We start from the raw sequence: 14,230 nt of genomic DNA on the forward strand, positions 1-14,230 counted from the left end.
TTTTCAAAGAAAATAGATATCCCGAAATCACTCTATTTCTCTTCGTATATCGTTATATTTGTAATACATATATAAATCCCCTTACCTATCATGAAAGCCTTTTTCCTAATCTTTTTTTTACTCTCTTCCCTTATCATATTAAGTCAAGAGCAACAGGACAGTCTGGAAATTGAATTAAGACAAAAGGTCAACGATGCAGCTAATGATTCTCTAAAAGTTCAATACCTTTTCGAACTTACCAAAGTGGTCGAGCAATATAGCATAGATCAAGGAAGGGATTTGATGAACGAAACCCTACAACTTATTGATAGCATAGCGAATCCTTCTGCTCACTTTTTAAAACAAAAAGCACGAATTTTGGATGTATTGGGAAAATATGAATCCAGACAAACCAATTATAAAAACTCTCTGGATTTCAGGCTACAGGCTTTAAAAATCAGGGAAAAATTGCAAAATTCTTTTGAAATTGCCAAGAGTTATCATAGCATCGCTATGATCTTTAGATATCAAAAAGAATATGACAAGTCAAAAAATTATTTTTTAAAATCTATAGCTATACAGGAACGACATGTAGATAGTTCTCAATTAGCCCGCACCTATAATATGCTGGGAGTCATATATTATTATACCAAGCAGAATGATTCTGCTATGCATTACTATCAATTATCTAAAAATTATGCCCCAACACTTAAAGATAAAGCAAAGTCCAATGATAATATAGCAACTATCTATTATACCTCAGGCAAGTATGAAAAAGCTATTGCTTTATATGAAGAAACTGTTGATATTTTTAAATCAACAAAAGATTATAACTTCCTTTCTAATACATTAATGCACCTTGCCAAAATTCATTCGGATTTAGGAAAATATCAGGAAGCTCTGTCCTATATGGATGAAGCGCTGGATTATGTTAAAAAACAAGGTAACACCTCTAAATTTCCTATTATTTATCAATTACGAAGTCATATTTATGAGCAGATGGGTAATTATAAAAATGCACTTGGCTTTTACAAAACTCACAAATATTACTACGATTCGATTTTTAATGTCAAAAATGCTAAAAAGATCACTGCACTGGAATTGAATTATCAATTTCAGAAGGAAAAACTAGCAGATAGCCTACAATTTGCAAACGAGAAAAGTGAACTCAAATTAAAAAATGAAGCGCAACAAGCCACGAATCGACTTTATATTACTTTGTTGCTTTTAGTCTCGGCAGGAATTATCGCCTTATTGATCTTTGTAAACAATCGAAGAAAACTGAATAAAGAACGTTTCAAAAAAGAGCAGCTTGAGAAAGAGTTATTGGATGAGAAATTAAAACACACTACATATCAGGCTAAGCAGTTGGTAGCAGATAATAAAATGCGGTTGCAGTTTAAGCAAGAGTTCCTTTCTAAGCTTAAAAAAGTAAAACAACACGCAGATGCGGTCGATGTTTCGGATTTTCAGTCTTTGATTAGTGATCTTAATGCACAGATTAGTACAGAAAGTAAATTTGATTCTATTGGCGATAATATTGAGCAGCTAGATGAGGTATTTAACCAAAAACTCAGAGAATTATATCCTGATCTTACCAAGTCTGAAAGGGAAATATGTGCTTTGATGCGCATGAATCTGAGTCTTAAAGAAATTATGGTTATTCGTAATGTCACCATGGGATCTATTAAAGCCTCCAGACACCGTATTCGAAAGAAAATGGGGTTACATCGAGAACAAGAACTGGAGCAAGCCATTATGGAATTGGTATAATAAAATTCTTTATCCATATTTAAAAAACCACTCAATTTCTTGAGTGGTTTTATCTTGCAACCTCATGTATCTACGACCCCTTAACTTCGTAGCACTGACCTTTTGCAAAAAATAAAGAGTTCTATCTATTCATTTTTTATTAATCTAATCGTCTCATAGGTGTTTCCTATAGCGATTTTCACAAAGTATGCCCCATTTGGTAACTCCTGAATAGATATAGATTGACCAGCATCTACCTTTTCTATAAGTAAACTACGTCCATGAACATCATAGATGGATAAAACTGCTTCTCCTGAGAATCCTGAAACCTGAAACTGTTGTTTCGCTGGGTTAGGATAGAGTGTAAATACCTCGCCTGTGTTTTCCCCAACACTTAAAATATCATCAGTAACCGTAATGGTAAAAGTTGTAGTTTGTTCATTTGCATTATCATCTGTAGCCGTAAGGATAATCACATGATCACCAGCCCCTAATAAAGTACCTGCTGCAGGAGTTTGAGTAATCGTTGTAGCGAATCCACTTCTATTGGTATCACAATTATCTGTAACTACTACTCCACTTGTAAAATCTGCCAATGTATACATATCTCCTGTATCGAAAGTAACATTCATATCCGTTGGCACAGTAGCCATATCAAACTCTGGATCTATCCTATCTTCAATTGTAACTGTAGCCATACACATATCACTATTTCCATTAGTATCTGTAACGGTTAAGACAACTACATTATCTCCAATAGTAGCACAATCAAAATCTGTAATATCTAATGTAAGTGATGTGATCCCTGAAATATCGGCAGAACCGTTATCAATCATCGCAGCAGTAATACTTACATTTCCAGAATCATCTAACTGCACGGTAATATTTTGACATACAACTGTTGGGTTGGTAGTATCGACCACATTAACCGTACGAGTTACCTGAACTGCAGCATTACCAGCAACATCTGTAGCGTCATAATAAATAGTATAACTTCCTACTACATCCATAAATTCTGAAGTATCAATACTCACTGAAGATCCATCATCCGTAGTCGCTCCTAACTCAGTATATCCAGCTCCTAATTCTATAGTTTGTGGATTTGCTCCATTTAACATAATTATTGGAGCTGTGGTATCTACTACATTTACAGTACGAGTAACCTCTACTGCAACATTACTCGATGCATCAATAGCATTGTATCGAATCGTATAACTTCCTACCGCATTCATAAATTCTGAAGCATCGATACTTATCGAAGATCCATCATCTGTGGTTGCTCCTAATTCCATATATCCAGCTCCTAATTCTATAGTTTGTGGATTCGCTCCATTTAACGTAATTATTGGAGCTGTGGTATCCACTACATTTATAGTACGTGTTATTTGAACTGCAGCATTACTAGCAGCATCTGTAGCGTCATAATAAATAGTATAACTTCCTACTGCATCCATAAATTCTGAAGCATCTATAGTTATCTCAGTACCATCATCTGTTGTTGCTCCCAATTCTGAATATCCAGCTCCTAATTCTATGGTTTGTGGATTATCTCCTATCAAAGTAATTACTGGTGCTGTGGTATCCACTACATTTACAGTACGGGTTAACTGAACTGCAGCATTACTAGCAGCATCTGTAGCGTCATAATAAATAGTATAACTTCCTACTGCATCCATAAATTCTGAAGCATCTATAGTTATCTCAGTACCATCATCTGTTGTTGCTCCCAATTCTGAATATCCAGCTCCTAATTCTATGGTTTGTGGATTATCTCCTATCAAAGTAATTACTGGTGCTGTGGTATCCACTACATTTACAGTACGGGTTAACTGAACTGCAGCATTACCTAAAGCATTGGTAGCATCATAATAAATCGTATAACTTCCTACAGCATCCATAAATTCTGAAATATCAATACTCACCGAAGATCCATCATCTGCGGTTGCTCCTAGTTCCGTATATCCAACCCCTAATTCTATAGTTTGTGGGTTTGCTCCATTTAAAGTAATCATTGGCGTAACACTACAGTCTGTTGCAAAATTAGTTTGTACATCAATATTGGTCCAATTAGTAATACTATATGCCTGATCATCCACCAATACACAATATAAATTCGGGTTATTGGTTACATTAAAACTATTGATATTGGTATTTGCACCACTTTGAATATTAAGTGATGTTAATGCATTACTGTTACAAGTAAAGTTTTTAAGAGCGGTATTGGCACTTACATCCAAGCTTGTTAAATTATTGCTCTCTAATAAGAGGTTTCTTAATAAGAGGTTATTGCTTACATCAATCGCAGTAAGTTGATTTCCAAAAAGATCAATTACAGTAAGTGCTATATTATTACTTACATCTATTAAGGTAAGATCATTGTCATACATTCCTAATTGTACTAAATTAACATTGTTAGTTACATCTATACTCGAAATTGAGTTTCCGTTAGCATATAAATTTTCTAAGACAGTGTTAGAAGATACATCCAGAGCAGAAAGTCCTGCAAACTGACAATCCAGCGTTTTTAAATTTATATTATTGCTTACATCAATTGTACCTAAGTTATTGTCTGAAACTGTTAGACTTGTAAGTGCTACAAAGTCCTCAATTCCTGTTAGATCCGTAATCCCTTTATTGTTTACATTAAGTATGGTAACAACTTCGATCAAAGCTGTAGGAACTTGACCATCTCCCGAAATGTCATCATATCCTAAGGCTTCTAATTCAGCTTCAAAAATGGCATCAGGAATCGCTGTGTAATTACAATAAGTATCACTAAAACTGGCGGTTAGGTCAATACTAGTCCAATTAGTGGTACTATAAGCTGCATCATCTACCAAAATACATGTTAAATTTGGGTTACCAGTCGCATCAAAAGTTGATAAACTGGTATTATTTCCATTTTTAATATTCAATGCATTCAATAAAGCATTGTCATTTAAAATAACCTCATCGAGCAATGGTAATGTACTTAAGTCCAAAGAAGTTAATTGATTTGATTCTTCACACTCCAAATAAGTCAAAGCGATATTAGTACTTACATCTAATTGTATTAAAGTGGTATATGAACAAATCAGTTCTTCTAAAAGCGTATTGTTACTTAGATCTAAGGTTGTAATATTTAAACCTGATATTTCTAAAACTTTTAAATTAATAGTATTGGATACATCCAGTAGAGTCATATCATTATTATCCACATTTAAATGCGTTAATAATGTATTATTAGAGATATCTAAATTTGTAATGTCACTTCCTGATAAATCTAAATCTAAAAGTGCAATGTTGTTTGTTACATCGATCGAATTAAGTTTGTTTTCTCTTAAGTTTAATTCTTCTAATACCGGAGAATTTGAAATATCAATTGAGGTAATATCATTATTGGATACATCAACTTCTTCCAACAGGGTATTGGTAGAAAGATCTAATGCTGATAGATTGTTACCAGAGCAAATCAATCTCTCAAGGGCTAAAAAATCTTCTATACCCGTTAAGTCAGCCACACCATTAGCAGGAACATACAAATAGGTTACTCCTTCTATTAGTGCTGTTGGTACTTGTCCATCTCCCGAAATATCATCATACCCTAATGCTTCTAATCTTGCTTCAAAAACTGGATCTGGAATCGCAGTGTATCTACAGTAATCCGCATCAGTAAAACTAGCTATATTGTCAATATCCGACCAATTTGTGGTACTGTATGTAGCATCGTCTACTATAATACAAGATAAATTTGGATTGCTTTCCACTCTAAATGTACCTACATTGGTATTGTTTCCATTTTTTACATTTAAGTAGCTTAGGTTAGTATCATATGCAAATAGGTTTTGCAATGCAATTTGGTTACTTAAATCTAATGTTTGGATACCTGTATCATTTACACGTAAACTTTTAATATTAGGATTGTTACTCAAATCCAACTCCGTAACACTAGTACCATTTACACGAAGTTCTTCTAAAACAGGATTGTTGGATACATCCATTGCAGTAAGTGCCGAGTTGTATGCTTGCAGTATCTCTAGATTAGGATGCGTACTAAGATCTAACGAAGCGATATTTGTACTGTAGGTTCTTAATTGTTCTAAAAGAACGTTGTTACTAATATCTATACTGGTTAATCCACTATTTACTTGTAAGCTCAAAATTTGTAAAGCTGTATTGTTTGATATATCTAGTGTAGTAAGATTATTAGCTCCTAGATTTATACTTTTTAACGCAGTATTATTGGATACATCGATAGAAGGTAAATCGTTGTTATTTGCTGCTAATGTCTCTAATAAGATATTTTGACTAATATCCAAAGTAGACAAATTATTTCCTCTACAGTTCAACGTTACTAATGCTGTAAAATCATCGATACCTGTTAAATCGTTGATGCCTAGATCATTTACATTTAGACTCGTTACCACTTCAATTAAAGCAGTAGGCACTTGACCATCACCAGAAATATCATCATATCCTAATGCTTCTAATCTAGCTTCAAAAATAGCATCAAGAATCGATGTATATCGACAATAGTTAGTATCAGTAAAACTTGTGGTAGCACCGATATTTATCCAGTTTGTATTACTATAAGAAGCATCATCAACCAACACACAATCTAATGATGGATTATTTTTTATATCAAAAAAAGTAATGTTGGTATTGTTTCCGTTTTTAACATTTAAATGCTCAAGATCGCCATCAAAAGCTTCTAAACGTGTTAACCCAACATTTAAGGTTAAATCTAAAGAGGTAATTAAAGAAGCATTCGTTTTTAAATTCGTAAGCAGTAGATTATTGGATACATCTAAACTAGTAAGATCTGTATAATCCAGTCTCAACTCATCTAATTGTGGATTATTGGATACATCTATACTGGTAATACCTGTTCTGTAAAGTATTAAATTTTTTAGATTTGAAAGATTACTTACATCAATAGCTGTTAATGTAGCTACTCGATTTAAATCAATCTTCTCTAATAAACTGTTATTCGTAAAATCAATCGAGCTTAAATCCGTTTCAAAAGCTAAAAAACTTTTCAAAGAAACATTGTTAGAAATATCTATAGACGTAAGATCATTTCTCGACACATTTAAGTCAGTTAACTGGGTATTACTTGATAGATCAATACTAGTTAAGTTATTAGAAATACAAACTAGTGAAGTTAATGCTATAAAATCTTGGATTCCTGTTACATCTGAAATTGATTGACTATTCACATTCAAAGAAGTTACTCCTTCAATTAAAGCCGTTGGAACTTGTCCGTCTCCAGAAATATCATCATATCCTAAAGCCTCTAAAGCAGCTTCAAAGTTAGCATCTGGTATTGCTGTATAACGACAATAGTCTGCATCACTAAAACTAGCCGTACCATCTTTGTTGGTCCAATTCGTTGTACTCCATGAAGCATTATCTACTAAAATACACGTTAATAATGGATTACCTGTAGCTATAAAATCTGCATTCGGTATAATTGTATTGTTTCCATTTTTAATGTTCAAATAGCTTAGATTGTTATTTTCGCACTCTAATCGTTCTAATAAAGGATTGTTAGATACATCTAAGGCTGTAAAACTATTATCAGCAATTCTTAATTGTCGCAATACAGATAAATTAGAAACATCTATAGCATTAAAATTAACTCTTTCAACAACTATAACTTCTAACAATGTATTCTGCGAGACATCTAACCCCATTAAAGCTGTATCTTGAAAATATAAAAACTTAGCATTAGGGTTACTACTTATATCTATACTTATTAAATTAGTACAACCTCTTAGGTTTATGGTTTCTAAAAGTGGGTTACTGGATACATCTACAGTCGTAAATAAATTATCTCTTAAGTTTATAAATGTTAAATTAGGATTCTGACTTAAATCTATAGTGGTTAATTGATTATATCTTCCTTCGATACTATCTAAATTTGTATTTACTCCTAAGGTTAAAGCAGATACATTATTATTATCAAAAATTAATGTTTGAAGATTAATATTATTACTAACATCTAAGTTTGTAAGTGAATTGTCTTCACAGTTCAAAGATACCAATGCTGTAAAATCTTGAATACCCGTTAAGTCTGCAATAGATTGATTGCTTACATCTAAGTTAGTAACTACCTCTATTAAGGCAGTAGGTACTTGATTATCTCCAGAAATATCATCATATCCTAAGGATTCCAATTCAGCTTCAAAATTAGCATCAGGAATAGCCGTATAACGAATTTCATTTACCGTAACATTTCCTAGATTAATTGGACAGGATGTTTCATCAAAAGCAACCCACACATCATAGGTGTTTGCTGCGAGATTGGTGATCTCACCGCTACCTAATGTATCATCAAACACATAAGGATACGTAGCTCCTCCATCGACACTAAATTTTATTTGGGTTTCAGTAGCTTCATCACTAAAAATCACCTTGATAGCTCCATTACTTTGTGAAGGACTCGCTTCAATAGTTTCTGTAACTGAAGCAACTGGTTGTACATCATTGTTTAGTTGTACAAAATACACAGAACCCGAATTAGATGGGCTATCTCCTTCATTTTGACCTATTAACAAGGTTGGAAAAGATACCGCAACAGCTCTATTGGAAAATTCATCCCAGCCAGCATCCGAAGTTATTTTACTTATTTGTGTCCAGTTATTCGTACCATCATCTTTAAACATATATACTGCATCCGTATTACTAGCACCATTTCCAAAAGTTCCCACATATAAAAAACCATCTTCTAAAGCTACATCGGTACCAAAACGCTGATCGTTATAACTATCTTTATCATCATTTTGGATCATAACCCTATTTGCATCTAAGTAATCTCCATTACCATCTACCTTATACACATATACTCTTCCTTGATCAGCTTCAGGTGTTGAAGAAACTTCATAATTATAAGCACCAATAGCTAAGTAATCTCCTTGCACACTTATACCACTACCAAAATATTCTGAAGTTTCTGTACCTCGTAATCTATGAGTTCTAGTCCACGAACCATCATTTTCTTGATCCCATATCTGTACGGATCCAGCTGCAAAATTACCTACAGAAGAATAATCTTGTGGTCCTCCAACATAGGCGCGCCCATCATTTACTAAAACATCATACCCAAATCGAGCACCGTCATAGTTCGATTGCACCTGTGGCTCTAATTTTGTTTCTGTGTAGGTAAAGGTATTGGTACCATCATTTTCATAAATATAGGCACAACCACCAGTACAACCATTTCTAGCTCCAATCAGGATTAAATTACCTTCTATAGAAGCTGATTCCCCAAAACGATCGCCTGAGCTGCCATCACTAGGTTCAAAAACTGCTACTTCTGTCCAGGTACTCACGCCATTATATTCAAATAAGTACGCTGCTCCTGTATCTACTCCTCCAACATTTAACTGAGAGCGAGCTCCTACAACCAAATAATTTCCTTCTATGGCTACGGCAGATCCAAAATTATCTCCTGCAAATCCATCACTCGCTGTCAAAATAGTTTGTTGTGACCAATTTCCAGATCCGTCATTTATAAAAACATATACTTTTCCTGCAGCCGCACCATTGCTACGCGAAGCTACTGCCGCAATATTACCATCAATAGCTACACGTTCACCAAATCTATGATTGGATGTTGCATCACTAGCTTTTGTCTCACTAGCGCCAATACCCGAAATAGTAACAGTCCCAGAAAATTTACTTTCATCAAGAGGACATTCTGTTTGGGCATAACCATAAGTAACCAATAAGGTTAGTATTAAAAGTAGTTTTCTTTTCATATGTATCAATTTGTATCTATTTTTTTCCTTTTTCATTCTTTGTAAAATTGTAGGTATTTCTATAATTGAAATTGTGTTTTAATAACTAATCATCTATGCAGTATGGGTATCCGCCAGAAATAGTTCTTTAAGCTGTTCTATATCAAAAGCATCAAAATTTGCTCGTGACTTTAATAATTTATTTTGAAATCCTTGTTTTTTACTTTGCTTAAATAGCTCTTTAATAATCTGTTGTTGTTCTGATATAATCTCGAATAACAACTGAACGTCCTGAGACTTGTTTTTCAATGTTTTAGACTGATACTTTACGATCCTTGATTTTCTTTTGGAGAATATAGTTTTAAACATTTTTAAAAATTTTAGATTTTAATTTTTTACAGTAATTTCCCATTTCATCAAATTATATTTTGATGAATCCAGTATCACATAGTTTTCAAAAAACTATGATTCTTGAGATGTTAATAGATAAATAATGTGAAGGTTCTTCCTAACGGTTAAGTAGTAAGAAACAGAATACTTTGATCTTTAAGTACGACTTGAAACGTACTTTTTATTCTATTAATATTCCTCTTTTTGTTGTTTATGAAATTTGTCTTCATAGGCATAAGGGGGGTTTTTAGGTTTATTATCAGCATATCACATTTGTAATGTGTTGATTTGGATTTGGGTGTATGTTTTATAATGATCTATTTTCTATTTGTTTAAGCTCTTTTTCTATACTTTCTAATACTTTTAATTTATTTTCTAGTTCCGTTTTAGCAGCTATTATCTCCTGAATGCTTCTATCATTATCATTCTTTGCTTTTATAATCCGGGAAAATTCTTTAAAAAAATAAAACATAGTTATTAAAAGATTGATGCCGCTAAATAACTAATGAAATTTGAATTACGAAAGAAATTGAGGGGTGCAAAAAAGGGTGCACAAATCAAAACCCCTTGTTTTACAAAGGGTTTAAAGTATTTTTACAAATCTTAATTAAACTTTAGAAATAAAATTAATGCAATAAAATGTTAGTCTAAAGTGAGCGAATATACTCATCTAGAGAATCGTTTTGGGTCAGATTTAGTTTCTTTTTTAGTCTAAATCTGGTTGATTTTATAGCATCAAGACTTGTATTTCTTAAATTAGAAATTTCTTTTCTTGAAAGACCAATTTTTATAAAAGAACAAATTTCGATATCCGTTTTTGTAAGATTAGCATGGAGGCTTTTTAAGTTTTTTAAGAAATCATAATTCAGCGTTTCAATGTTCTTTTTAAGAACTAATATTTTTGAGTCTTCTAATTTATCTGCTTTTAAATCTGCAATAATACCTTTAAGTGTAACACCTTCTTCTTCTTGTGATAATTTGGCCAAATTTTCGGCTAACTTTCCTTTGGTGTTCAATTGTATTACCGTTTCGGTTAAGAGCTCATTTACTTCTTCTGTTAATTTCTCTTTGTCAGAACTTAAAACAGAAATTTTCTCATCACTCTGTTTTAATTTTCTTTCAAACTGCTTTCCTAACTTACGTTCTTTTAACCATTTTTTTCTAAGAGCTCTTATGATAAAGAATGTAATAAACAAACCGATAAAGCTTAATAAACCAATAAATTTATTTTGAGCTAAAGCTTTATCTTTTTCCAAAACCAAGATCTCCTTCTGTTTAACAAAGAGAATACTATCCTTCATTTTCTTTTTTGCAAACTCATTAGCAATCTCTATCTCTCTTATCTCTTTTGACTTCTTATCTGTATAAATTTCATTTTGAGTTTTCTCGTATTTCTTGTAGTCTCTTAAAGCATTACCAAGCTTCCCTAATTTCTCATGTATCTGACTTCTTAGTTCATAAGTCTTCGACTCTAAGTGTTTCTTCTCAATTTGATGAGCATAATTTATCGTTGTATCAGCATATTTTTTAGCTAAAAAATACTTCTTAAACTCAAAATGAATATTTGCCAAATCATAATAACTTTCACTTAAATAGTGTTTGTGCCCCTCTTTCTTAAAAAAACTCGTGGTCTCATTGGCTATTTTAACCAAATCGTCATAAGAATGGTTCCCGTTTATAGCTTCTAAGCTATATCTTCCATCCAAATTTTCTAAAGAATACATTTCATTCAAATCTTCTAAAGAATATCTAATAAACTGAATATTAGATGCGAAATATTCAATATCAGCGTTGATATCTTTAAAAATCATTCTTGCTTTCTTTAAATAGTAAAAAGCTGAGTCCCTTTTATCTCTATAATTATAATTGCCTGCAAGCAATCTATAGCTAACGCCCAATTGTTTTTTAAAAGGTTTCGTATTTATCTCTATCGATTTTTTAAAATATTTAGCCCCATTTACATAATCGTATTGATAATCATATAAATTACCGATATTAGTGTTAATCGTTATTAATTTAGATGTATCTTTTATTTCTTCGTAAATATCTTTCGCTTTATTATAATTGCGCAATGATTCTGGATAATTACTTCTTATCCGTGAAATAATTCCTCTTCTACTAAATATTTGACCTCGATGTTTTCTAGAATCATATTGAACCGTATCTAGCATTACTAAAATCTCACTCAAAAGAGAATCGGCTTTATTTAAATCACGAACATGATAATATTTATTTAACCTTAAGTAGTTAACTATTTTAATCGAATCGTTATCCGACTTTTTTATTGCTTCTTTTATTCTTACTAATGTCGAATCAATCTCTTGAGAAAAAGAATTCAAGGAAAAAAATATCAGAAAAAAACAGATAAGTTTCTGCATATGCTATAGGGGACTATTAAGATCCTTTAAAATTAAATGAATTATCTTAATATAAGAAAACTTCATCTCTATAACAATGTTTTTTTCTCTTTACTAAATTTTACATTTCAAAAACAATTGCTAATTTATTAAGAAGAAACAAAGTTTAAAGCGAACGAATGTATTTATCTAATGAATCTTTTGAAGTAAGGTTTAATTTGCTTTTTAATCGATATCGAGTAGACTTAATAGCATCCAAGCTTGTTTTTCGCAAATTAGAGATCTCTTTTCTAGATAATCCTAATTTAATAAAAGAGCAAATCTCTATATCTGTCTTCGTAAGTGAGGGGTGCTTGATTTTTAAATTTCTAAGAAATTCATAATTCAGTGTTTCAATATTTTTTTTAAGTAAGATCAATTTAGCATCTTCCAATTTATCCGCTTTGAGTTCTGCGATAATACTTTTTAAAGAAATTCCTTCTTCCTGGTCGGACAGTTTACTAAGATCGTTAGCTAACTTTTCTTTTGTTCGAAGATGTACCAACGTTTCTTTCATCAAATCAGTTACCTCCTCTTTTTTAAGAGAAACTTCGGTATGTAACTCTTCAATTTGCGAAGTTAATTTTGTTTGCCTAAGTTGATTTTGCTTTCTTACTTTCCTAAAATATTGTACTCCATAATACATAATTCCGGTGGTTAGTATTAGTGTGATCAAAAAAAGAGTGAAATACCATTTTTTCTTTAATTCTTGATTTTCGGCTTCTGTAGAAATTCGTTTCTTTTCTTCTACAAATTGAATACTATCTTTCAGCTTTTGTTGTTCAAATTCGTACTGAAGTTCAATCTCCCTGATTTCCTTTGCTTTTTGCAGGTTAAACACACTATCGTTAGCTTTAGCATATTTTCTATAGTATTCTAAAGCTTCTTCGAATTGTTTCATCTTAAAATAAGAAAGACTTTTTCTTTTGTAGGATACTGCCAACCGTCTTCCTATTTTTTCTTTTTTTGCGATGAGTATAGATCGATCAACGTGATATATCGCCTTAGTGAACTGTTCTAAATAATTATAGGTTTGGGCAAGGTTATAATGCGCAGTAGCGATGGCTTCTTTGATCCCTGTTTTTTCTACAAACTCTAAATATTGGAGTTGTAATGATAACGCTTCCGAATATTTCTTTTGTCGACTAAGAATTTGTGCTTCATTAGAAATTACTCTGTATACTCCTTCTTGATATCCAGCTTCCTTATATTTTCGATGTGCCTTTTCATAATAATAGGCAGCTGAGTCGACTTTATTAATTCTTCTGTACGAGCTTCCTAGCGCATTATAATTATCTCCAATCTTTTTGGGAATATCTAATTTCTCATTAATAGCAATCGCCTTTTTAAAAACATGGATCGATTTTCTGTATTCTTCCTGATATTTATATACATTTCCTATGTTATGGTAGTTAGAAGATAGATTTAGTGAATCTTCATATGCCAAAAAGATCTTTTTCGCATCCAGATAATGTTTTAATGCCTTAGAATATTTGGATCTTTTACGGTTTAGAATTCCCAATTGCTGAAAAACTTCAGCACGTTGTAAGTTTATATCATACCTTAAATTTTCTTTTTCAAAAATATCAAGGATTTCATTGGTATAGCTTTCGACTTTATTAAAATCTCTTCGTAATTGATATACTCCCAGGTTTAACAATGCCTCGATCTTTAAAGAATCAGTAGTAGCTATTTGTAACTTTTTTTCAAGAGCAACCAGCGTAGTATCTTTTTCCTGAGCCAAGGAAACCCAGGTAACAAAACACACTATATAAATAAACAACCTGTCTAATTTCATTCTAAAAACGAATATACATAAAGGTATTTATTTTTAAACAAATACTGATATGTAGATAACTAATACTATTTCTGACTTAAAAATACTCTAATAAAACACAGGTACTTTTACATTAGAACCGGTATACTAAACTACGTCGATGCAGGCATACAAGGTATTCAACAGAAAATAGTTTTTCCAGTTCCGAAGCAAGC

General features: G+C 32.1%; 5 protein-coding genes. 1 reads left to right on the forward strand and 4 read right to left on the reverse strand.

All coding sequences use genetic code 11. The annotated features are described in order from the left end of the window. The first annotated feature begins 90 nt into the window (after positions 1 to 90). Positions 91 to 1,752, forward strand: a complete 1,662-nt coding sequence (locus tag Q0829_RS18630) for a tetratricopeptide repeat protein (protein ID WP_298545948.1) — start codon at positions 91 to 93, stop codon at positions 1,750 to 1,752. A gap of 125 nt (positions 1,753 to 1,877) precedes the next feature. Here the strand turns inward: Q0829_RS18630 and Q0829_RS18635 are convergent, their stop codons facing one another. The 4 genes from Q0829_RS18635 to Q0829_RS18650 all read right to left on the reverse strand — a co-directional run bounded on the left by Q0829_RS18635 (position 1,878) and on the right by Q0829_RS18650 (position 14,036). Continuing rightward, entirely contained in the window at positions 1,878 to 9,473 is a 7,596-nt protein-coding gene (locus Q0829_RS18635) for an immunoglobulin-like domain-containing protein (RefSeq protein ID WP_298545949.1), read from the reverse strand. A 93-nt stretch (positions 9,474 to 9,566) separates the two neighbouring features. Continuing rightward, positions 9,567 to 9,821 (reverse strand): hypothetical protein, encoded by a 255-nt coding sequence (locus Q0829_RS18640; protein ID WP_298545951.1) that lies wholly within the window; start codon positions 9,819 to 9,821, stop codon positions 9,567 to 9,569. Positions 9,822 to 10,489: 668 nt separating this feature from the next. Further along, positions 10,490 to 12,220, reverse strand: a complete 1,731-nt coding sequence (locus Q0829_RS18645) for a hypothetical protein (RefSeq protein ID WP_298545953.1) — start codon at positions 12,218 to 12,220, stop codon at positions 10,490 to 10,492. Positions 12,221 to 12,365: 145 nt separating this feature from the next. Next, complete coding sequence (locus Q0829_RS18650) at positions 12,366 to 14,036, reverse strand: tetratricopeptide repeat protein (RefSeq protein ID WP_298545955.1); 1,671 nt, start codon at positions 14,034 to 14,036, stop codon at positions 12,366 to 12,368. Positions 14,037 to 14,230: the final 194 nt, after the last annotated feature.

The organism is uncultured Aquimarina sp. (assembly GCF_947492405.1).
Taxonomy (GTDB): domain Bacteria; phylum Bacteroidota; class Bacteroidia; order Flavobacteriales; family Flavobacteriaceae; genus Aquimarina.

Excerpts from the sequence above, each read along its gene's own strand:
- Q0829_RS18640 (WP_298545951.1), bottom strand. The coding sequence starts at position 9,821 with ATGTTTAAAACTATATTCTCCAAAAGAAAATCAAGGATCGTAAAGTAT.
- Q0829_RS18630 (WP_298545948.1), top strand. The coding sequence starts at position 91 with ATGAAAGCCTTTTTCCTAATCTTTTTTTTACTCTCTTCCCTTATCATA.
- Q0829_RS18635 (WP_298545949.1), bottom strand. The coding sequence starts at position 9,473 with ATGAAAAGAAAACTACTTTTAATACTAACCTTATTGGTTACTTATGGT.
- Q0829_RS18645 (WP_298545953.1), bottom strand. The coding sequence starts at position 12,220 with ATGCAGAAACTTATCTGTTTTTTTCTGATATTTTTTTCCTTGAATTCT.
- Q0829_RS18650 (WP_298545955.1), bottom strand. The coding sequence starts at position 14,036 with ATGAAATTAGACAGGTTGTTTATTTATATAGTGTGTTTTGTTACCTGG.